General features: G+C 41.3%; 18 protein-coding genes and 1 pseudogene. 10 read left to right on the forward strand and 9 right to left on the reverse strand.

Annotated elements, in window-relative coordinates; all coding sequences use genetic code 11:
- The first annotated feature begins 85 nt into the window (after positions 1-85).
- The gene (locus LC586_RS12560) at positions 86-2,761 is read left to right on the forward strand and encodes a DEAD/DEAH box helicase (RefSeq protein WP_229484923.1); all 2,676 of its coding nucleotides are present in this window, start codon (positions 86-88) and stop codon (positions 2,759-2,761) included.
- Positions 2,762-3,021: 260 nt separating this feature from the next.
- On the opposite strand, the gene LC586_RS12565 is transcribed toward LC586_RS12560, so the two are convergent.
- Positions 3,022-3,396 carry a hypothetical protein gene (locus LC586_RS12565; protein WP_229484924.1) on the reverse strand — a complete coding sequence of 125 codons (375 nt, stop codon included), beginning with the start codon at positions 3,394-3,396 and terminating at the stop codon, positions 3,022-3,024.
- A gap of 667 nt (positions 3,397-4,063) precedes the next feature.
- Here LC586_RS12565 and LC586_RS12570 point away from each other — a divergent pair.
- Both LC586_RS12570 and LC586_RS12575 read left to right on the forward strand, forming a co-directional pair.
- Complete coding sequence (locus LC586_RS12570) at positions 4,064-6,058, forward strand: heavy metal translocating P-type ATPase (protein WP_229484925.1); 1,995 nt, start codon at positions 4,064-4,066, stop codon at positions 6,056-6,058.
- Positions 6,059-6,115: 57 nt separating this feature from the next.
- Entirely contained in the window at positions 6,116-6,433 is a 318-nt protein-coding gene (locus tag LC586_RS12575; protein ID WP_229484927.1) for a hypothetical protein, read from the forward strand.
- An 873-nt stretch (positions 6,434-7,306) separates the two neighbouring features.
- On the opposite strand, the gene LC586_RS12580 is transcribed toward LC586_RS12575, so the two are convergent.
- Positions 7,307-8,395 carry an aromatic ring-hydroxylating dioxygenase subunit alpha gene (locus LC586_RS12580; RefSeq protein WP_229484929.1) on the reverse strand — a complete coding sequence of 363 codons (1,089 nt, stop codon included), beginning with the start codon at positions 8,393-8,395 and terminating at the stop codon, positions 7,307-7,309.
- A gap of 434 nt (positions 8,396-8,829) precedes the next feature.
- Between LC586_RS12580 and LC586_RS12585 the strand changes: the two genes are divergently transcribed.
- Positions 8,830-9,264, forward strand: coding sequence for a MerR family DNA-binding protein (locus tag LC586_RS12585; protein ID WP_229484930.1), 435 nt, complete (start codon positions 8,830-8,832; stop codon positions 9,262-9,264).
- Positions 9,265-9,299: 35 nt separating this feature from the next.
- Here LC586_RS12585 and LC586_RS12590 read toward each other — a convergent pair whose 3' ends face one another.
- The 3 genes from LC586_RS12590 to LC586_RS12600 form a co-directional block, all read right to left on the reverse strand.
- Positions 9,300-9,524 (reverse strand): hypothetical protein, encoded by a 225-nt coding sequence (locus tag LC586_RS12590; protein ID WP_229484932.1) that lies wholly within the window; start codon positions 9,522-9,524, stop codon positions 9,300-9,302.
- 19 nt (positions 9,525-9,543) lie between these two features.
- Positions 9,544-11,865 carry a heavy metal translocating P-type ATPase gene (locus LC586_RS12595; protein ID WP_229484945.1) on the reverse strand — a complete coding sequence of 774 codons (2,322 nt, stop codon included), beginning with the start codon at positions 11,863-11,865 and terminating at the stop codon, positions 9,544-9,546.
- 218 nt (positions 11,866-12,083) lie between these two features.
- Complete coding sequence (locus LC586_RS12600) at positions 12,084-12,281, reverse strand: heavy-metal-associated domain-containing protein (protein WP_229484947.1); 198 nt, start codon at positions 12,279-12,281, stop codon at positions 12,084-12,086.
- A 245-nt stretch (positions 12,282-12,526) separates the two neighbouring features.
- On the opposite strand from LC586_RS12600, the gene LC586_RS12605 reads away from it, so the two are divergent.
- The 4 genes from LC586_RS12605 to LC586_RS12620 all read left to right on the forward strand — a co-directional run bounded on the left by LC586_RS12605 (position 12,527) and on the right by LC586_RS12620 (position 17,103).
- Positions 12,527-12,853 (forward strand): RtcB family protein, encoded by a 327-nt coding sequence (locus tag LC586_RS12605; RefSeq protein ID WP_438822892.1) that lies wholly within the window; start codon positions 12,527-12,529, stop codon positions 12,851-12,853.
- 120 nt (positions 12,854-12,973) lie between these two features.
- The gene (locus LC586_RS12610) at positions 12,974-13,192 is read left to right on the forward strand and encodes an RtcB family protein (protein WP_229484975.1); all 219 of its coding nucleotides are present in this window, start codon (positions 12,974-12,976) and stop codon (positions 13,190-13,192) included.
- 331 nt (positions 13,193-13,523) lie between these two features.
- Positions 13,524-14,000 (forward strand): Mce/MlaD family protein, encoded by a 477-nt coding sequence (locus tag LC586_RS12615; RefSeq protein WP_229484948.1) that lies wholly within the window; start codon positions 13,524-13,526, stop codon positions 13,998-14,000.
- Between the two features lie 1,888 nt (positions 14,001-15,888).
- Entirely contained in the window at positions 15,889-17,103 is a 1,215-nt protein-coding gene (locus LC586_RS12620; protein WP_229484956.1) for an RNA-guided endonuclease InsQ/TnpB family protein, read from the forward strand.
- A 217-nt stretch (positions 17,104-17,320) separates the two neighbouring features.
- On the opposite strand, the gene LC586_RS12625 is transcribed toward LC586_RS12620, so the two are convergent.
- The 4 genes and pseudogenes from LC586_RS12625 to LC586_RS12640 form a co-directional block, all read right to left on the reverse strand.
- Positions 17,321-18,445, reverse strand: coding sequence for a hybrid sensor histidine kinase/response regulator (locus tag LC586_RS12625; RefSeq protein ID WP_229484958.1), 1,125 nt, complete (start codon positions 18,443-18,445; stop codon positions 17,321-17,323).
- Between the two features lie 36 nt (positions 18,446-18,481).
- A complete protein-coding gene (locus tag LC586_RS12630) occupies positions 18,482-19,816 on the reverse strand; it encodes an ATP-binding response regulator (RefSeq protein ID WP_229484960.1) in 1,335 nt (444 codons plus the stop codon).
- A gap of 144 nt (positions 19,817-19,960) precedes the next feature.
- Positions 19,961-20,056, reverse strand: a pseudogene (locus tag LC586_RS12635) (response regulator); the annotation flags it as partial.
- A gap of 682 nt (positions 20,057-20,738) precedes the next feature.
- On the reverse strand, positions 20,739-20,936 hold the full coding sequence (locus LC586_RS12640; protein ID WP_229484961.1) for a PAS domain S-box protein: 198 nt from the start codon (positions 20,934-20,936) through the stop codon (positions 20,739-20,741).
- 308 nt (positions 20,937-21,244) lie between these two features.
- Between LC586_RS12640 and LC586_RS12645 the strand changes: the two genes are divergently transcribed.
- The gene (locus LC586_RS12645; protein WP_229484963.1) at positions 21,245-21,985 is read left to right on the forward strand and encodes a response regulator; all 741 of its coding nucleotides are present in this window, start codon (positions 21,245-21,247) and stop codon (positions 21,983-21,985) included.
- Positions 21,986-22,008: 23 nt separating this feature from the next.
- The coding region (locus LC586_RS41875) for a hypothetical protein (protein ID WP_369010523.1) at positions 22,009-22,081 on the forward strand (73 nt) is incomplete at its 3' end.

Here is a 22,081-nt window from a genome sequence, read left to right on the forward strand (position 1 = left end):
AACTTCTAACTCCTAACTCTTAACCTAACGAAGTTGACAAAAGACTCGTTAGTATAGTAAACAATCTGGTTGCAAATGTGATTGAGTGAATTATCCTGCACCGTCTCCAGAACTTGACTTAGGGTCTATATTTCCCTTTGATCTGGATCAGTTTCAAAAAGAAGCGATCGCGTCCCTAAACGCCGGACGCTCCGTAGTCGTATGTGCGCCCACAGGTTCGGGCAAAACATTAGTCGGGGAATACGCCATTTATCGCGCCCTGACGCGAGGAAAACGTGTATTTTATACTACTCCCCTAAAGGCGCTATCGAATCAAAAATTGCGTGATTTTCGAGAAAAATTCGGGTTTGATCAAGTCGGACTGTTAACTGGAGATGCCTCCATTAACAGAGATGCACCGATTTTGGTGATGACCACAGAAATTTTCCGAAATATGCTCTATGGCACACCCATTGGGCAAGTTGGCATCTCATTAGTAGACGTTGAAGCGGTGATACTTGATGAGTGCCACTACATGAACGATCGCCAGCGCGGTACTGTTTGGGAAGAATCAATCATCTATTGTCCCCGGGAAGTACAACTGGCAGCCCTCTCAGCAACGGTTGCCAACAGCGATCAACTCACCGATTGGCTAAACCGCGTTCACGGCCCAACTGACCTGATTTACTCCGATTTTCGCCCAGTTCCCTTGGAATTTCACTTTTGCAATCCCAAAGGGTTATTTCCCCTGCTGAATGATAGCAAAACCAAAATTAACCCCCGCCTTATTCAGAAGAAGGGGAGAGGGGGAGAAAGGGAGAGGGGGAGAAGTGGTAGACCTGAAGCTCCTGGAATCATTTTTACCTTGAGCCAGTTAGAGCAACGGGATATGCTACCAGCGATTTACTTTATCTTCAGCCGCCGGGGATGTGATAAAGCAGTGGCAGAAGTGGGTGATTTATGGCTGGTAAATAATGAAGAATCCCAGATTTTGCGGCAACAAATTGATGACTTTTTAGCCCGCAATCCCGAAGCAGGGCGTTCTGGACAAATTGCACCCCTGTACCGGGGAATTGCTGCCCACCACGCCGGAATTTTACCTGCTTGGAAAGCACTGGTAGAAGAACTATTTCAGCAAGGGCTGATTAAAGTAGTATTTGCTACTGAAACGCTAGCGGCGGGAATTAATATGCCCGCCCGGACAACAGTAATTTCTACCCTTTCCAAGCGTACCGATACTGGACACCGCTTGTTGAATGCTTCCGAATTTTTGCAAATGGCGGGACGGGCAGGCCGCCGGGGGATGGATAAACAAGGTCATGTGGTGACAGTCCAAACTCCCTTTGAAGGAGCCAAAGAAGCGGCGTATTTGGGAACATCCAAGCCAGATCCCCTTGTAAGCCAGTTTACCCCCAGTTATGGCATGGTACTCAACTTGCTGCAAACACACACCCTAGAGCAAACCAGGGAACTGATAGAACGCAGTTTTGGGCAGTACATGGCCACCTTGCATTTACGGCCAGAATACGATGAGATTGCGGAACTGCAAAGACAATTAGCTCAACTTCATGAGCAAATCGCCGCAGTTGATGAAAATGAACTGGCTATTTATGAGAAATTACGGCAACGCCTGAAAGTGGAACGCCAGATATTGAAAACCTTGCAAGAGCAAGCGCAGGAAGATAGACAAGAAGAATTGGGGATGATGTTGGGATTTGCAGTGTCAGGAACTCTGTTGAGTCTCAAGGGTAAAAACATCACAGTGTCTACTCCTGTAACCGCAGTTTTAGTGGGAAAATCGCCGGGTTCTGGTCAAGCTCCTTACTTGGTATGCTTGGGACACGATAATCGCTGGTATGTGGCAACGACAGGGGATGTAGTCGATTTGTATGCCGAACTGCCGCGAATTGAGGTGCCACCTGATATCCTGCCACCGCCAGAGATGCCTTTGAAGCCAGGACAGTCACGCCGGGGTACTCAAGAAACATTTGCGATCGCTACGCGTATTCCCAATCCTGTAGAATCATTGAATCTGGCACCAGAAGTAGCAGAACAACTCAGCCGCACTGCTGCCGTCCAAGAGCAATTAGAAGCTCATCCCCTACATCAATCAGGCAATGCTGCCATGCTTTTCAAGCGCCGGGCCCGCTATGTTGAACTAGAAGCCGAACTTGAACAGTTGCAAGAGCAAGTAGAGCAACAGTCACAACGTCATTGGGAAGAATTTCTCAATTTAATCGCAATTCTGCAACACTTTGGCGCTTTAGATAACTTAGTGCCCACAGTATTAGGGCGAATTGCTGCCGCCATTCGAGGCGAGAATGAATTGTGGCTAGGTTTAGTATTCGCTAGTGGTGAATTGGACAACTTAGATCCGCACCATTTAGCCGCCGCCGCCGCCGGTTTGGTGATGGAAACGCCTCGTCCAGATAGCAAAGTTAACTTTGAGCTTAGTAATGAAGTTGCAGAAGCCTTAGCAAAATTGCGGGGAATTCGTCGCCAAATGTTCCAACTACAACGGCGGTATAACGTAGCCCTGCCTATATGGTTGGAGTTTGAGTTAATTGCCATAGTCGAACAATGGGCGCTGGGAATGGAGTGGATAGAACTCTGCGAGAACACCACCTTGGATGAAGGCGACGTGGTGAGAATTTTACGGCGGACGTTGGATTTATTATCACAAATACCCCACGTTCCCCATTTACCAGACTCTTTCCAGCGTAATGCCCATCGGGCGATGCAGTTGATTGATAGATTCCCTGTGAATGAGGTGGTTGAATAAACAGGACGCTTTTACGTACACAGAGTATTTGATAATTTCTGTGCGTCTTTTTCTCTCAGGACTTACACAAAACTAGACGCTGTAGGGGCGATTAATTTATGAATTGCCCCTACAAACCGCCCAAGAATGAATTTAGATTTAACCAAATATATAGTAGTGGTACGTAGTTAAAAATGCTTTTTTGGTTTCGTATATTTTCTATACGTGATTAATCATGTGTATCTAACAGAAGTTATAGCCCCTATTAGCGCTATTCAATCTTAGTACACTAAGTTTCCAGTACCGCGCAACTGACGCAAAGAATTTAGACAGTATGGACAGTCACAGCCAAATGTCTGAATTGCAGCATCACTTTCCTCCTCAGTAAAGTTCAACATGGCAATATTCTCATCTGATACTGATGTGACAATGGTTGAGGAACGTGTAGAGGTATAAGGTTGCGTTCTCTCTGAATCTCGAATGCACACAAAATCTTTTCCACCATGTGGGTTAGTGATACAAGTACGACCGTCTTGTGTGTGCATTAATCGCTGAGTAATACTAGCATGGGCAGGATTCAATACCGCCAGCGTAGACATCAGCGACACAAAAATTGAGGAACTGGAAAGCAAATTCAAGATAATTTTTTTGTTCATAAATTTCCTTGAGAAAATTGTCTACTAGTTTAGGGTATTCGATTCACTTTCAAACTTCAAGTGAGTTTTCCATAAGAATAGCTAGCCTGACACTTGTTACCCAACAAAGTTTCCTATCTACCCAGTTTGCTCACAAATTAGTTGCTATAGCAGTCCTAAATCATTTGTGAAAATTATATATCTCTTTCTTCTTTCTTCCCTTTGCGCCCAAAGCCAATACTTTGCGGTTCGTTTTCAAATTTTATATTTTTCACGAATCAAATAGGACTGCTATATAGCAGAATTCAGCAGTCAAACAGGCTTGATGTCTAGATTTGAAACCTAAGTAGTATACTTCACAAAATTTAAATCCGCTCTATATCCACAAGATGGTGATTGTTGGCTTGATGCAAGCAACTCTTTCTCTTTGAAATCTTATGCAGAGCGATAAATTGTTCACTACGAACAAAAGTTATATCTTGACATTATTCTATACAATTAAAAATCAGTATAGCTGTCTTTACAAGATTATAAATCTTAATTTAAACCAAAAGATAAGATAAATATTTAGCAATAAATCTGAGATAGATTCTCGTTCTTAAATTATCAACTTGAAAAAAGTTCTTTTTTTCATTACATTTGGTAAAAGGCTCATATATCAAGTAATTTACTAGCCTCAACAGAAAAAATGAAGCGAAAACTACATTCAGAATCTTCAGGTTGTTGCAACTGTGAACATGACCATCACGAGAATCATAACCATGATCATAATCACAATCATGATGAGAATCATAACCATGACCACAATCACGACCACGGTGGAGAATTCAATCTGAAAAATGAGGTATTACCTTTGGTAGTAATTTTAAGTTTATATGCGCCTGGTGTAATTTTTGAAAATCAATTACACAATACATTCTACTCAATAGGTGAATATCTGCTTTTCATCCCTGCTTATCTATTAAGTGGATGGAGTGTTTTAAAAACTGCTGGGCGCAATATCCTCAAAGGTAGAGTATTCGATGAAACCTTTTTGATGGCAACAGCGACATTAGGGGCGATCGCAATTCATAAATTACCCGAAGCTGTCGGAGTCATGTTATTTTATAAAATTGGGGAATTGTTTCAGGATATTGCCGTTAGTCGTTCCCGTAATTCCATCAAAGCTTTATTAGAAGTACGTCCAGATTATGCCAATATTCAAATAGAGGGAGAATTAAAAAAAGTATCCCCAAAGACAGTAAATATTGGAGATATTATCGTTGTAAAACCTGGGGAAAAGATTCCCTTAGATGGTGAGATTATAGATGGGAATTCCCAAGTCGATACCTCTGCATTAACTGGAGAATCTGTACCGCGCTCAGTGAGACTGGGAGAGACAGTTTTGGCTGGGATGATCAACAAAATGGGTGTTCTCAGCATTAGAGTAACCAAACTATTTGATGACTCATCTATTGCCAAGATTTTAGACTTGGTACAAAATGCCAAAAGTAAAAAAGCAGAAACAGAAAAGTTTATTACTAAATTTGCCCGATATTATACGCCTATAGTAGTTTTTATATCTATAGGAGTTGCACTATTACCTCCTTTATTCATTTCGGGTACAACTTCTTTAGAATGGGTTTATCGCGCCTTAATTTTACTAGTTATTTCCTGCCCCTGTGGACTAGTTATCAGTATTCCATTAGGTTACTTTGGAGGCGTGGGAGGTGCGGCTAAACGTGGTATTTTGGTTAAAGGCTCTACTTTTTTAGATGCTTTAAATGCAGTAAATACAGTTGTTTTTGATAAAACTGGAACGTTAACGAAAGGGGTATTTAAAGTAGTAAAAATAGTACCATCAAATGGCTACCTTGAACAAGAATTGCTCCAATTAGCTGCCAAAGTAGAATTGCACTCAAATCATCCCATCGCTCAATCTATCCGTAATGCTTATGGTGAAAAAATCGATGAATTTGAGGTGAGAGATTATGAAGAGATAGCAGGCTATGGAATTAAAGCCAAGGTTGAAAATCGGGTAGTGATAGCGGGAAGCGATCGCCTATTACATAGAGAGAATATTACTCATGATAATTGCCAGTTAGAGGGAACAGTTATTCATCTAGTAGTAGATAATATTTACGCTGGGTATATTGTCATTGCTGATGAAGTGAAAGAAGATGCCAGACAAGCTATTCAAGCACTCAAAGGAATGGGTGTAGAGAAAACAGTAATGTTGACAGGAGATAATCAAGCGATCGCATCGCGGATTGCTCAACAGTTAGGTATAGATGCTTACGAAGCAGAGTTATTACCAGAGGAAAAAGTCAATGCCATTGAGAAATTACTCAGCACCGTTGGTAAGCATAGTAAAGTTGCTTTTGTTGGGGATGGCATTAATGATGCGCCAGTGATTGCTAGAGCAGATGTTGGTATAGCAATGGGTGGCTTAGGCTCAGATGCAGCGATAGAAACTGCCGATATTGTGATTATGACAGATGCACCCTCAAAAGTGGCAGAAGCAATACAAATTGCCAGAAAAACCCGCAGAATTGTTTGGCAAAATATCGCTTTTGCCTTAGCAATTAAAGCTGTATTTATTGGATTGGGTATTTTAGGCGTAGCGACAATGTGGGAAGCAGTATTCGCTGATGTGGGAGTAGCAATACTTGCAATTTTCAACGCAACTAGAGCGATGAAATAAAATTGTTCAGAAATCGGGAATCCGTAAAGTGATAATACTCGTACTAAACCTCTAGATGTGCGTAACCTGGGTTCAACTTGGAAAACCCGCGAAGGTATCGGTGTCGGAACCCCATTGAGCGAGTTACGTAAGAAGTTAGCTGACTTTAAACTCTATGGATTGGCGTGGGATTACGGCGGCACGATTTTGTTGGATAGTAGCCGATTATCTAGCTATCAGGGCAAACTCATCCTACGAGTAGATACTGCTCAGAAATATCCCAATGATTATAAAGCACTGTCAGGCGATCGCACTTTTTCTTCTAGCAATCCCCATTGGAAACCTCTGGGAATCAGGCTAGCAGAAATTATCGTTGTACTCAACCCAAGTGAGTAGTGGTATGCTAAACATCAGTTTGCTAAAGCGTAGAGGGACTATGAAGACGACGTTCTTATACTAAGTCTGGAACTGGTAAATTACTGACAGAAGAAATTACAGAAGTGACATCTCGTGTCGTTGTGATGTTTCAGCTATTGAAACCAAACACAGTAAACCAGATTGCTAAATCATCGCCCAGGTAAATCAAAATCCTGATGCAACTGTCATAATTGACTATGGATAAAATTGAGTCTGCATTGCAACCATGAGACTATGTAAATATACAGTTATTTGCCTGATAAAAATCAGGATTTCCTGACCTAGTAAACAAGAAAAACATAGATATTAAGTTAATTGGTGTTTGTTTATACTATTTCAAATTTTTGTAGTCGTTATACTCATGACTTAGGTTCTACCTGGGAATTAGGAAGTGGCTTTGCCACTTCTTTTTATTTATCTGGTAGCCTAGTAAAAAATAAATTAAAAGTTAAAAGTAATTTCTAGGACTTACGCATTGACAAGAAATACCAAATATGTATTAAGGTTAAAAACCATATCTTTCGTAAGGGCACAGCATTGCTGTGTCCCTACAGCATCATCTATTTACGATCGCAGGATAATTAAGAAAAGCCTGAAAACTTCCCATTTTAGGTAATGCACATCACGATGCATTTGTACATTGCGTAAGTCCTAATTTCATTGAACTTTTAACCTTTATTAATTGTTATACCATTTGACAAAATACCTGCTATATCTACATTTTTAGGGGCGTACAACTGTACACCCCTAGAGCCGATTCATTTCTTGCAAAGATTGTTGACAATGGTATGATTTCGTGTATGTTTAAATGACCAAGTACCCTGACGGAATTCTAGGCATATAGACATGATATTAATCATTACTCATTGTATCTTGCCATCTCTCACGCTTGGGCTTGCTCTCCACATCGCGCGATCGCACTTCTTGCCAAGTCCCCCACATTAGAGATTGCTGTTTTTCAACATGGTTAATAAACTGCATGATTGGCTGATCTACTTTGATGGGAGTTTTCAAATCAAACTGAATTGTTTGCAGAACCTTGATGTCACCCATAAAAAAGAACTTACCTGCAATCTTGGTCAGCCATAGCACAATTCGATTGCATAACCAACCAAAAATTCCTTTACGTTTCTTAGCGATCAACAAGATTTGACCTTCAGCTTTTCCCCCTTCGTGGAGGCGAACTGCTAACATCGTGTGGACATGGAAGAAATCGGGGCCAAGTGTCACAATGCTAATGCTACCGTACCAATAGCAAATACTGTAAGTTATGGCATTTTTGTAGAAAAGACGGATGAGCTTAATGACAGAGGAATTGTCTTTGATGGGTGTAATATTACTGAAGATAATTGCATTCTCGTTCAGTTCCTGTCTTTCAAAAATAATTTCTATTGGCAGTTTGTGAACTGTATTGAGGTGTTGACCATCGATGGGGTTAATCATCACCACATTGGGGTGACAGTTCATCACAAAATGAGAATGGATGGCGACATCACACTCTTTTTGTTCCAACTCTGGAACAAAAGGTAAGGGTTGTTGTGGTATTTCTCCAGTCCAAACCCAAATCATCCCGTACTTCTCCGCAGTGGGCCAAGTTTGTAACTTTAGGGAAAGCGGTGTATCTAAACATGGAATATCAATACACATCCCCTCAGCATCAAACTTCCAGTGGTGGAAAAAACAACGTAGTGCATTACCCTCAACTTTGCCTTCAGCAAGGTGAGCGCCCATGTGTGGACAGTAGGCATCAAAGGTAGCTACTCTTTTGTCTTTACCACGGTAAATTACTAGTTCTCTGCCCAAAATAGTGACAGGTTTTACTTCACCCACCCGCAGATTTCGAGAGGGTATTACCCAATACCATCCCTCAATAAAATGCTCTGGATTATTGAAGTTTTTAGGTTTACGGGTTGAGCTAAAAGTCTGCGAGTTGAGATTCATTTTTATGGTTTCACTTGAGGTGAAGCTGTTGATCTAGAAGTAACATGAGAACTAGAAAAAAACAGTTACTTTCAGTACTATGACAAACAGTTACCCAATACATGGAGCAAATTAAAGAGGTGAAATATTGAGTGGATTTTATTAAAAATGTTAAAATTAGGTTAACTAAATATCAGCTTATGTAAACTAATATCCATTCAGAATAGATATTTGGAAAATTAAAACTTAGTAATATCTCTAAGGGAACTCCAAGAAATAAAAACAACCGCTTGGAGTTGTTGACTGTTGACTGTGAACAGTGGGATATTTTTTTATTTGGAAGTCCCTAATTAGATTAAAATTTAAACTACTGATACCAACATTTTGCTTAATCAAATAACTTCAGGAATTAGAAAAATATGTAATAATAATTACAAGAATTGGGAAAATCTGCCGTGTTAACTCAGGAGACAAAACTGCTTTTAATTGGTCAGGTAACAGATATAAGCAAAATCCCCATTAGGACAATTCGCTATTACGAGAGTTTAGGCTTAATTAAATCATCAAGACGAACAGAAGGAGGCTTCCGTCAGTTTTCATTGGATGTGCTGACTCGTCTAGCGTTCATTAAAAGGGCACAAAATCTTGGTCTTAGCTTAGAGGAGATTGGAAATATTCTTCAGGTTTATGACCAAGGACAAGCTCCCTGTGGTGAAATTGAAGAAAAGCTCGAAGAGAAGCTCTTGCAAATTGATCACCAAATTGATCAGTTGTTAACTTTACGGTCTGAAATAAAGGGATTACTTTCAGGCTGGAAGAATATGGACGGACAGCATGAGGATACAATTTGCCCCATCATTCAAAACACTAGTACCGCAGGACGGAATTAAAAATTAAAAAATAAAGCAATTTCTTTGTTCTTCATCTAGGACTCAGGACTTTTATAAAGAAGAAACCACCAAAACTCAAGTCCAATCAAGGCTAAACCTGCGATCGCAACCCCAACTTTCAAGCCCAAAGGTTGCTCAATATGATGAAATTGGCTGTTTTGTGGCGAGTGGGCTGGCATTTCTGCTAAAGCTACGCCTGATGTTCCAGTGAGAAGCACTAAAGCTGTAAGGCTTCCCCAAAGCATTTTTTTACTGAACATTTCCGAAATTATCCTGAAATTATGAGATAGCTTTTGGTTGAAAGTTACGCAATCTGAGGGCATTGCTAACAACAGACAGCGAAGAAAGAGCCATCGCAGCGCCGGCGATAATTGGATTGAGTAACCAACCAAAGATGGGGAACAGGATTCCAGCCGCAATGGGAATACCAATGACGTTGTAAATAAAGGCAAAAAAGAGATTTTGCCTGATATTGTTGATGGTGGCGCGACTAAGTTGAATAGCCGTAACAATTCCTTGCAAATCGCCAGAAATCAGAGTGATATCGCTAGCTGCGATCGCTACATCTGTTCCCGTTCCAATAGCAATTCCCACATCAGCTTGTGCTAGGGCTGGGGCATCATTTATACCATCGCCTACCATTGCGACAATTTTAGATTTTGGACTTCGACTACGCTCAGTCGAACGATTTTGGATTTTGGATTTGGGAAATTTCTTTATCTCCCCTTGCAAAGATTGGATAATCGCTGCCTTTTGATCTGGACGTACTTCGGCAAAGATTCGCTGGATGCCAACTTGCCCTGCGATCGCTTCCGCAGTTTTACGATTATCTCCGGTAAGCATTACTACTTCTAAACCTAACTTCTGTAAAGCTTTCACTACTGCTGTTGAGGAAGGTTTGAGGGCATCGGCAATACCCATTATTCCTTGCAGTTCGCCATCTACAGCAATCAAAATGACTGTTTTACCAGCCGCTTCCCAGTCATCTTTATACTGCTGGACAGTTATGGTGTTAATTCCAAGTTCTGTTAACCAGCGTTGTGTACCAATTTGCACAAGCTGATTTGAAACAACTCCTTGGACACCACTACCTGCATTAGCCTGAAAGTTCTTTACCTCTGTTAAACTCACTTCTTGAGACTGGGCATATTTCACCACAGCTTCAGCTAAAGGATGCTCAGAATTTCGTTCCACCGTTGCTGCTAACTGTAAAAGCTTGATTTCATTACCATTAGCTGTGCCATTGATAGTTACAAAGTCTGTAACCGTAGGTTTACCCTGAGTCAAAGTGCCAGTTTTATCTAGAACGATGGTTTGAATTTTGTGTGCTAGTTCTAAGCTGTCAGCGCCTTTAATCAAAATGCCATTTTCTGCACCTTTGCCCGTCCCCACCATTACAGAAGTGGGGGTAGCTAAACCCAAAGCACAAGGACAAGCAATAATTAGTACACCTACCGTTGTCATTGTTGCTAGGGTGAGGTTGCCAGTGAAATTAAACCAAATGACAAAAGTGGCGATCGCGATCGCAATCACAACTGGTACAAACCATCCTGTCACCTGATCTGCCAAGCGCTGAATTGGTGCTTTAGAACCTTGGGCTTGTTGCACTAGTTTGACGATTTGAGCCAAAAACGTATCATTTCCGACTCGTGTCACCCGAAACTGAAAAGCACCCGCACCGTTAATTGTCGCCCCAATCACCTCATCTCCTGGCTGCTTTTTAACTGGCAAACTTTCACCCGTCACCATCGCTTCATCTACCGTCGAAGCGCCTGTAATCACTTCACCATCTACGGGAATCTTTTCACCAGGACGCACCAAAATCACATCGTTAATTCTGACTTCGGCGATGGGAACATCAATTTCTATTCCATCACGGATGACTCTGGCATCTCTAGCTTGCAATCCGATGAGTTTGCGGATGGCTTCAGAAGTTTGCCCCCTAGCGCGATTTTCCAGCAACCGCCCCAACAAAATTAAGGTAATGACAATGGCGGCTACTTCGTAATAAATATGAGGTATTAAGCCCTGAGCAATAAAAAATTTTGGGAAAAAAGTGACAAACAAAGAATATAGATATGCTGCACTTGTACCCAAAGCAATCAGGCTGTCCATCGTCGCCGTATGGCGCTTGAGGGATTTCCAGCCATTGCGGTAAAAAGATCCACCACACCAGAACACGACGGGTGTTGTCAGCACTAACTGTATCCAAGGATTTTGCAGGAAGCTTGGAATTAAGGGTAAGTTCAACCCAGTCATCATGGGCAACGACCCTAAAAATAGGAAAATGCTGATTACACCTCCCACCACTACCTTGAGGGAGAGTTCGCGTTGTAATGCTTGCCTACTCACTTTCTCGGCATCATCTTCTTCAGTCAGCAATTCTTCCTGGAGTGAGTAAGAAGAGTATCCCGCAGATGCGATCGCACTTTGGATTTTCTCTAAATTAGCTAGAGAGCGATCGTATTTGATGGTAGCTTGTTCTGCTCCAAAGTTAACGTTGCAATCCCTTACTCCAGAAACAGAGCGAATTGCCTTTTCGATGTTGTTGGCACAAGCGGCACAACTCATGCCTCGAAGTTTGAGTGTGAGAGTATCCATAACTAGATGAACCCCTGTGATTGATGTGGGAGGATCTTAAAGTAATTCGTAATTAAATTATTTGTGGATTTAGACCTCAACTAATTCAATACCGCCAAGAAAGACAATTACGCGCAAGTGCTTCCCCAACAATTACGAATTACGTTAGCGCAGCGTTAGCGTTAGCGAAGCGGTAGCGAGGAACGAGCGTCCGTAGGAGCGTCATTACGAATTACGAATTAGTTAGCAACTGGATAGCCAGCAGCAGCTAACGCTTCCTTAATTGCTGTTTCTGATGCTTGAGTTTCAACACTGACAAGCTTGGTTGTTGGATCGGCCTGAACGCTAGCATTGGCATCGACTGCCTGAAGTGCTTTGGTGATGGTGCTTGCACAAGCAGAACAAGCCATGTTGGGAACTGTGAGTTGGAGAGTCATAGATTTACGGGATAAAATGAACAACTTAGCCAGATCGAGCAGGATCACTGAGACGTATCTCTCACACATCAGAAATAACTGGAAAGAGAGTCGCCTTGAATTCATCCTAGACTCTCTAGCCGGCTGGAGAGTCTAGAGATTTTTAAAAGTTTTTCGTTAAACTTCAAATTTCTTTACAACTTTGGTTTCACTGAGTAACCGTTGTCCATCAAAAATACAACGTACTACAAAACACTTGTCATCCGATGAAACTGTGTGTTATTAATCGCCTGTTGTTAGCAGAACTGCTACGTCTGCGTTTGCGAGAAGTATACAAAGATGTGAAAGCACCTCTAGTTTATGACTTGCCGCATAACATCACCTTGCCAAAAGGTCAGAGATGGGTAACACGCAAAGGTGCAAGTCCAGCCCATGTAGGGCAACCAGTGATTATCCCTGGTTCAATGGGTGCTTATTCTTATCTGATGGTGGGTAGAGGTAATCCAGCATTTTGTAATTCTGCCTCACATGGGGCCGGAAGCAATACCGTTCGGATAAGCAGGGGAGGCAGGGGAGGCAGGGGAGGCTCTTGAGGAAAGAAGGTTATTGTTCAGCAATTCTTCTCTCAAGAACAGCTTCTCTTCTCCCCCTGCTCAAGAACAGCCTGCCTCAACCAAAAAATTCCTTAACCGAACGGTATTGGGGCCGGAAGAATTCATTCTCGCTTCGACCTCAACCGCAGAGGTGCATCTCAAAGTGAGGCTGAACTGGGATTAACCGGGGTAGACTGCATCACCCTGCGTCAAGAACGCCGAATTGAAGAAGCACCCTTTGCCTATAAACCGATTCAGTCTGTGATTGATGTGCAGGTTGAAGCAGAAATGGTGGACGCTGTAACGCGATTAAGTCCGGTGTTGACGTTTAAGGCGTAGCTACCTAATAAAAAGCCCCTGGTCAACACCAGGGGTATCCATCTTTATTCCCTGATATTAGAATCGCATCTGTGGAACTATTGTAAATCCGTATTAATGCAATTAACGCATAAACATGATGATGATTTTGCAATTGTCTAGTTAGCGCTCTTTTATTACTCTGAAAAAATAAAATAATTGTAGCGACTGTTTTAAAAGTCAAGTGACGCCGAATAGCCCGTCGTAGACATCGCTTTGTTTGTGGAGATTTATGAAAGCGATGCCGAACGCGAGTGCGTCTCCAAGAGTTGGCGGGCTATGACGCTCGATAGCGCAGCGTAAAGCCTTCGGCATGGCTTCGCTTAGAGCGACGCAGGAGCGTCTGACTCGCTACCGCAACGCTTACGGCGTCGCACCTGTGTACTTAATCGCGGTGCGACAAAGTTTGAAGTACCTCAACACGACTTTGAAGTACCTCAACACGACTTTGAAGTACCTTAACACGACTTTGGAGTACCTCAACACGACTTTGGAGTACCTCAACACGACTTTGGAGTACCTTAACACGACTTTGGAGTACCTCAACACGACTTTGGAGTACCTCAACACGACTTTGGAGTACCTCAACACGACTTTGGAGTACCTCAACACGACTTTGGAGTACCTCAACACGACTTTGGAGTACCTCAACACGACTTTGAAGTACCTCAACACGACTTTGAAGTACCTCAACACGACTTTGAAGTACCTCAACACGACTTTTAAGTACCTTAAATCTTGCACCAGTCCCAACAACCGCCTCAGAATTCATTCTGAGGCTAATAGCTAAAGTCTATCTATTGAAGACTGAACAAGGGTTTTAGTCCACTTGAGTGGACTTTAGCTATCAGCCCAGAAATTTATTTCTGGGCGGGCGATGGTGCTAATCGAGAATGCTGCAAGATATCAGGTACCTCAACACGACTTCGAGGTATCTGTTGCTTATATAGCAGGACTTACGCAAACAATAGCCGAAACCCTTATTTCACGTAGGGGCAATTCATGAATTGCCCCTGAGTGCGTGTACTTTTGCGTAAGTCCTATATAGCAGTCCTAAATCATTCGTGAGAATTTGAGATCGTTTTAACCCCCCTGTAGTCCCCCTGATGACCAAGGTTGGGACGGTCTACCACTTCTTCTAAGATACAAGGTTGGATACAAGGTTGGGTTGAATATTCGTGTTACCCAACACCTATCTTGGATTCTTGGTGTTGAGTCTACGTTCCTCAAACGCCACTTGCTTCTTCCCTTGGGGAGACGCTGCGCGTAGCAAGATCCCCGCAGGGGTACAAGTCGGGAAACCGCAAGGGCGCAGTGGCTCCTCAACCTACGCTTAGATTTCTAAAAACTAATCAGAAACATTGGTTTCTGATTTTTATCTCGTCAGAGTCATAAAAGAGGGTTAGGCAAAGATCCCAAATTAATTTAAACTTACTTTTCTAGCAGTTCATCTTGTTAGAGACTGTATCCAAATATCCTGAAGACTGATACATAATTACTTAATCAGTCATAATAAAAGGCTTGGTTTAACCAAGCCTCTATATATACCAAGCATTTACTACACCAAGATTAATTTAAACTGACCCTTGCTTTAGTTCATCCTGCTATAGGCCGTATCCAAATATTCTAAAAGCTGATAAGCGACTGGCTCGCCGTGGGAGATGGCTCGAAGAGTCAAAATAATTACTAATTCGTAATGACGAGCGTCATTACGAATTAGTAATTATTTGGTCAATTTACCTCTATTCCGATGAGAGTCTATCTTTGACTTATCTGAGTTTTGATAAAAAAAACCCTGGGTATCATTCCAGGGCGCATACACGTTTTTCAGGCATTAATAGGCTGAATAATAACTTTGTAAAATAGTTATTTCTACTATCCATAGAATGATACGAATATTGATCCATATATGGTTAGCGAGGAACGAGCGTCTTGATTCTGACGCCTCGGCGGAGCGTCTCCGGCTCCGCTCCTGAATTCTGAATTCTTCTTCTATCCGACAAAACCCTAGCTGTCATAGATTATCGATGAAGTTCAAAAAGTAAAACTACCGTTTCATATCATGTCCGCTTGATTACTTATTAAACCCGAAGAACCCCACCCCGCCAAAGCTATGCTTTGTCTCCCCTCCCCGCTCTTCGGGAGGGGTTGGGGGTGGGGTGTAATGACTGTGGTTAGCGTAACTATTTATGCGGACATGATATCACATAGGTTTCAGCTTAGGCATTTATGCAACGACTCCGCAGGAGTATTGTGTTGCGAAAAAAATGGATAAAATCAAGCTTAGTTCAACAAAACTTTATAGTACGTATTGAAAATTATTATCCTGAGTAATTTAGCTAAATCCAAAAGAAGCCTCTCACTCACCCGAAGGGGAGTGATGAGATGAATTTTGGGGCAATGACGAAAACATCCCCGACCTATGTTAATCGAAGATTAACGCGGGAGTGGGGTGTTTGAGGAATTGCCAAGTTCTTGTGGTTGGGGTAGAGAATCTATAAATTCTTCTACAATTTGGGTCATCGTTTTATCCTTCCACGCTGAATATAGCCGTAGCTTATTTAATCTCCGTTCAGATATTCGTAAATTTAATGCTTTGTTTTTCATAAATGCCTACACAATGTATTTGCATTTAGGTTAACATGATTTCAGTTAATTAAATTAAGGAGGTGATAAAAGTGTTGAAAGCAGCAAAGGTCAGGCTATACCCAACAACTGAACAAGAGGAAGCTCTAGCCAAGTCTTTTGGTTGTGCAAGATGGTATTGGAATTATTCTTTAAATGCTTGCATTCAACACTATCAAGAAACAGGTAAATCATTAAAGCTGAACGTTTACAAGGCTTATTTACCTCAACTGAAAAAATATTACCCTTGGTTAAAAACTGATTGCTACTCAGCAGTATTGCAATGTGTAGCAAGAAATCTCAACAAAGCTTACTCTAATTTTTTTCAAGGCAGAGCCAAGTTTCCGAAGTTCAAGTCAAAACATCACAGGCAATCAATTCAATACCCGCAAAATGTCAATGTGGTTGGGGATTGTTTGGATATTCCCAAGATTGGTGTCGTTAAAGCAGTACTCCATAGACCGATTAATGGAAATATCAAAACTTGTACAATAGTCAAGACTCCTACAGATAAGTATTTTGCATCTATCTTAATTGAATACGTTGATGGTAAATCAATACCATCTGGGGACAAAATACTTGGTATTGACCTCGGAATCAAAGACTTTGCTATTGTTCATGATGGTAGTCAGATTACAAAGTACTCTAATCCTCAACACCTAAAACGTCATGAACAAAACCTAGCACGTAAACAAAAGAAACTTGCACGAAAATTTCTTGGTAGTAATTCTAGAAATCGATACAGAAAACTCGTAGCAAAGGTTCATGAAAGAGTTGCCAATTCCCGCCAAGACTTCTTACATAAACTAAGTAGAAAGCTGGTAGATGAAAGCCAAATCATCGCTGTAGAAAATCTCAACGTTAAGGGAATGGTACGAAACCGGAAGCTATCAAAATCAATATCCGACGTGGGTTGGGGAATGTTTCTTAATTTCCTAGACTACAAGTTGAAAGCCAGAGATGGTCAACTTGTAGAAATTAATAGATTCTTCCCCAGTTCTAAAACTTGTTCATGCTGCGGTCATATTGTTGATCAGTTAACGCTCGATATTCGTGAATGGGATTGCCCAAAATGTCAAGCTACTCACGACCGTGATGCAAATGCAGCATTAAATATCAGAACTGAAGGCATACGGATATTACAAAACAATGGCGGAGGGAACCCCGTTATTGCCGAGTCGAGGCAGCGTAAGACCAATAAGCCACAAGGTGGAAAGGCTGTTGTCGTTGAAACCGGAAGCCTACACCGACCCGCAAGGGCGGTGTAGGTAGTTCACTATCCACTACACCAACTTTAGTACAGATTTTAATAGTAAATAGCTTTGATTACTTATTTATTGATTACATCAGCAAGCCCTATATGCTCGAGGAATTAGAGGCTATAATTCGCAGTGGGTTGGCAAGAAAATTCGTCCCTTACCCAGCTTTGAAGGTTTGTCAGGATTAGCAGTCGAGCATAAAAATATGAAGGTGAAGGTGAAGGACTTAAATGTTTTTAGGTAGTTGCATAGTGAACAAACTACCTTTACCTAGTTCAGAGGTGACCTTGATAGTTCCTGCGTGTGCTTCTATAATCCGGTGGGATAGATGTAGCCCTAAACCACTACCTGAGCGTTTATGTTTGCCTTGGCGAAATCGCTCGAAAATTGTTGCCTGATCTTCGGGCGCAATCCCATATCCTGTATCTTGGATCTCGATTGTTACCGAATCTGGATTTTCTGAATTAGGTGGTGTTTCAAAAATGCGGATTGTAATGCCTCCTGTATCTGTAAATTTGATGGCATTTGCAATCAGGTTGTTTATCACCCGCCGTAGCTCCAAGCGATCGCCCATAATAATACCTGCATTTTTACCCAGTGGATCTAATTCACGGGTGTCTATTTTTAGAGTCAAACCTTTTTCACTAGTTAGAGGACTTAGTTCGCTCACTACTTCTTGAGATATCTCACGTAAATCGCATTCCTCCCAATTCAAGGTTTTTTTACCTGCCTCGAAGCGATAGACTTCTAGGAGGGTATTCACCATTTCCATTAAATTTTGGTTACTGCGAATCATAACCGCGATCGCCTGTTTCATTTCCGGCGAAATTTTGCAGAATGTTTCCATCTCAAACAAATTCAACATGCGATCGGCGGCTACTAAGGGAGTTCGCAAATCATGAGTCAGACGGGAAACAAAGTCCTCCCGTTGGCGGGCCATTTTTTGTTGTTCGTCCAAACTGTGCTTGAGACGTAACAGCGATCGCACCCTTGCCAATAGTTCATCAGTATCAAATGGTTTACGAATAAAATCGTCAGCACCAGCATCCAAACCTTCGACAACACTGGATTCGTGAAAGGCTGTAATCAGCAGAATTGGAATATAACTAATTGCTGGGTTATTCCGAATCCGACGTGTGACTTCATAACCATCTATCCCTGGCATCATCACATCTAACAGAATCAGATCGGGTGGAGATTGTTCAACTTGCCGCAAAGCTTTTATTCCATCTGAAACCAAATCAATTTCATACCCTTCACTTTCTAAAATTGCTTGAACCAAAATGAGATTATCTGGAGTATCGTCAACTGCGAGAATTCGATAAATTCTACTATTTTCAACTACAGACATAATTTATCAACTTTTATCAGTTTTTTTGAAAGTAATTTATAGTTTAAATTTAGGATATCCTATTGGTGCTTGCCTAGCTTGAGAAGATGAATGATGCGGATTTTTAGCAGGGGAAAAAACCTGGTTGCTATCTACCGATAAAGATTGAGCATCGCCTCCTACAGCCGATAATGTGATTTGACGCGGCAATTCAATTTTAAACATTGAACCAACCTCTAATTTGCTCTCAAGAAATATTTTGCCGCCCATCATTCGCACCAGTGAATCTATAATTGCCAAACCCAACCCTGTACCTGGATATTTACGAGTCAGACTTTGATCAACTTGTCGAAATGCTTCAAAAATACGTTTAAAATCTCTCGGTGCTATGCCAATACCTGTATCCCGAACAATAATTGTCACTCGATTTGCAGGTAGTTCCTTAACTTCAACGCAAACTTCACCTGACTCTGTGAACTTAATGGCATTGGAGAGCAGGTTAATTAAAATCTGTTTGACACGAACTGGATCATTAAATACCAAACTATTTTGCAAATCGGTTTGCACTAATAATGATAGGTTTTTGGCGTCAGCTAGGGAACGCATTTCACCTACAGCAAGATTTATTACCTTTAAGACATCAAATATTTCCGCCTTTAAGTCTAATCGTCCTGCCTCCAGTTTGGAAAAGTCAAGAACTTCATTGACTAGCATCAGCAAATGCTTTCCATTATTCAAGATGCGCTCAACCATATCTGCTTGCTGGTGCGTTAGTTGACCGAACTTAGGACGCAGCAGTATTTGCGAAAAACCAATAATCGCATTCATCGGCGTTCTAAGTTCGTGGGACATAGTTGCCAAAAAATGTGATTTTAGCACTGATGCCTCTGATAGCTTAAAGTTTTGCATTTGAAGCTGTTGCTGTTGTCTCTCCAATTCTTGGTTCTTACGAATAAGTTGTTCATGACTTTCTTTAAGCTGGTCTTTTGCCAAAGCTACCTGTATCTCAGCCCGATAAACCCTAATTGCACTCCGCAAAACTTGTACCAAGTTTTCTGGAGATACCCTAGACTTAGAAAGATAGTCTGTAGCACCAGCTTTGAATAATTGCACAGCAGTTTGTTCATCTTCTTGACTAGTTAGGACTACTAAAGGAACTTTAATTTCCGAAGAACGTAACTGTTGAATTAAGGTTAGTGCATCCTGAGTTATTAAGCGATAGCCCAGGAAAACACAATCATAGGCAGTAGTGCTTAAAATAGAAAATGCATCATTGCCATTGCCTACTTCAGATAGTTCCATTTGAATACCTGCTTTAGTCAGGGCATAACGGACTGCCATCCGGTCTACTTCATCATCATCTACAACCAAAATTTTCAGCGTATCTTCCATCGTTTTTTATTTTTGCCGCTAAACATAGGTTGATGTATAACATTCCTTTTTTCAGATCATCTAACTAAATATAATATTTTCAGACATATAAAATCTGTAACTTTATTGACTAAGGCATTTCGCACAATATCCAATACTGGTTGAATTAATAATATTAACTTTATTGAATGCCTGTTTGATATTCATTACATCAACTTCGTTGTCCTCCACTAGTAGTATGTTAATTACTCTTTCGGGCATTTCTTTGGGTTAAATGCAGTCTGTTGTATCCTCAAGCTGGTTAATTTCCTAGAGGATTGAAATTAAACTCCTAGCAAATGACCAATGATTCTAAAACAATTAGTAATTAACAAACCGAAAACTATTGACCTGAACGCAGCAAACATAGCTGGTATAAAGTAAAATAAAATACTTTTACTAAGCTTAAAACAATTGTAATTGAGTCAGCAAGCGACCGTCGTCAGCCATTGGTGAGAGTTGCACACCATTGCTGCGTACCATAAGCTTGAGCAAGTCTACTCATCATATTGGTTAGACTAAGTAAATAAAATAGTAATTTCCTATACCATCTTGTGAATCTGAAGTAATCCTACCTCCTGAAATTTCGAGAATTTTCTTAATGAGCGCCAGACCTGTGTTAGTATTTTGCTGGCGATCGCAGCCTTCCACTGTTCGGAAAAATACCAAAACCTTCTAGTTAACATCAGAAATAATACCAAGTTATTGCAAAATTTTTGGTATTAAAAAGAATACTTTTCGGCTTTGATTACTGAAGTGTTTAACTTGTGAACCGTAAGTCCCTAACCATCTGAACGCACGAGTTATTACCCTTTGTAGTTGTGCTTGAATTTCTTTTGAGATTGTCCACCATTGAGCCTGACTTTTCACCTTATGTGGAAAAACTAACAAAAAACCCAACCGCTCAACAAGCTTCCCCCAAAAGACAACGAATTACTTCGCTGCTAGTAATTCCACCAATTTTTAACGCCGTCTGATTCCCTTCCATGAAGATGCCCATCAGCTGCATCAATCCGATGAATCCAAAGGTTTGGTTAAAAATTGCTCGGAACCAGCGTTCACTTTCTCGAAAGGTAATTTTTACCTTTTGTAATTTGTCCATTTTGGTAAGCTTTATGCAAGATAATAGTAATTAACTAATGGAACATGGCAACTGAAAGCTCAATTTTTACTAAAGGAGGAGCAATTTGGCATTAGTCTCAATCTTTCATACTTATTGTGCAAGGATCTATATATCTCTAGCTAGATTTATTCTCTATCTAAATGTTAAAAAACGTGAGATTTCTTCTTTCTATCGGTGGATGCAGACAGGTTAAAATATCATCTATCTTTGGTATGGTAAAATAAAAGATAGCACTTACAAAAAGTAATACTTTGAAAGATGCAAACAGCATAAGAGCGAGTGTAGCGATGAATGAAATTAGCATTATTTTAATTGAAGATCATGACTTAACGCGAATGGGGCTACGAGCAGCATTACAGTCTCACAGCGCATTGAAAGTAATTGGCGAAGCCGCAAATGCTACCCAAGGACTAAAGCTTTTGGAAACGGCAAAGCCAGATGTAGCTGTTGTAGATATCGGTTTGCCTGATATGGATGGCATTGAACTCACCCGAAAATTCAAACGCCACCAAGCTGAAACTGGGCAAACGACAACGAAGATTTTGATCCTGACAATGGATCACACAGAGGATGCTGTACTTGCAGCCTTCGCGGCGGGTGCTGATTCTTATTACATGAAAGAAACAAGCATCAGTAAATTAACTGAGGCTATCCAAGCAACTCACGGCGGTAATTCTTGGATTGATCCGGCAATTGCCAACGTGGTATTGCGGAAGATGCGGCAAGGTATTCCTGGAGAGAGCCAAGGTTCTGATAAAACGCCGAAGACTGTAAAAATTGAGGCGTTGGCGTCAGAATACGAGCAAGTTTTGGAAACATACCCCTTGACTCAACGGGAACTGGAAATCCTGGAGTTGATTGTAGCTGGGTGTAGCAATGGGCAAATTGCCGAAAAACTCTACATTACAGTTGGTACTGTGAAGACCCACGTTCGTAATATTCTAAATAAACTATGTGCTGATGACCGAACCCAAGCTGCTGTTAGGGCCCTACGTTCTTCGAAGGCACCGTCTCGGCCGAAGTGCTGAAGTGGTACGTCGCACCGGGCGACGTGGTCGCGGAAGACCAGATCATCGCCGAGGTGATGACCGAGAAGGCCGCGATCGAGGTGCCGGCGCCCTGTT

The organism is Nostoc favosum CHAB5714 (assembly GCF_020829495.1).
Classification (GTDB): domain Bacteria; phylum Cyanobacteriota; class Cyanobacteriia; order Cyanobacteriales; family Nostocaceae; genus Nostoc; species Nostoc favosum.

Excerpts from the sequence above, each read along its gene's own strand:
- LC586_RS12565 (WP_229484924.1), bottom strand. The coding sequence starts at position 3,396 with ATGAACAAAAAAATTATCTTGAATTTGCTTTCCAGTTCCTCAATTTTT.
- LC586_RS12570 (WP_229484925.1), top strand. The coding sequence starts at position 4,064 with ATGAAGCGAAAACTACATTCAGAATCTTCAGGTTGTTGCAACTGTGAA.
- LC586_RS12580 (WP_229484929.1), bottom strand. The coding sequence starts at position 8,395 with ATGAATCTCAACTCGCAGACTTTTAGCTCAACCCGTAAACCTAAAAAC.
- LC586_RS12590 (WP_229484932.1), bottom strand. The coding sequence starts at position 9,524 with ATGTTCAGTAAAAAAATGCTTTGGGGAAGCCTTACAGCTTTAGTGCTT.
- LC586_RS12595 (WP_229484945.1), bottom strand. The coding sequence starts at position 11,865 with ATGGATACTCTCACACTCAAACTTCGAGGCATGAGTTGTGCCGCTTGT.
- LC586_RS12600 (WP_229484947.1), bottom strand. The coding sequence starts at position 12,281 with ATGACTCTCCAACTCACAGTTCCCAACATGGCTTGTTCTGCTTGTGCA.
- LC586_RS12605 (WP_438822892.1), top strand. The coding sequence starts at position 12,527 with ATGAAACTGTGTGTTATTAATCGCCTGTTGTTAGCAGAACTGCTACGT.
- LC586_RS12615 (WP_229484948.1), top strand. The coding sequence starts at position 13,524 with ATGGCTTCGCTTAGAGCGACGCAGGAGCGTCTGACTCGCTACCGCAAC.
- LC586_RS12625 (WP_229484958.1), bottom strand. The coding sequence starts at position 18,445 with ATGTCTGTAGTTGAAAATAGTAGAATTTATCGAATTCTCGCAGTTGAC.
- LC586_RS12630 (WP_229484960.1), bottom strand. The coding sequence starts at position 19,816 with ATGGAAGATACGCTGAAAATTTTGGTTGTAGATGATGATGAAGTAGAC.
- LC586_RS12640 (WP_229484961.1), bottom strand. The coding sequence starts at position 20,936 with ATGGACAAATTACAAAAGGTAAAAATTACCTTTCGAGAAAGTGAACGC.
- LC586_RS12645 (WP_229484963.1), top strand. The coding sequence starts at position 21,245 with ATGAATGAAATTAGCATTATTTTAATTGAAGATCATGACTTAACGCGA.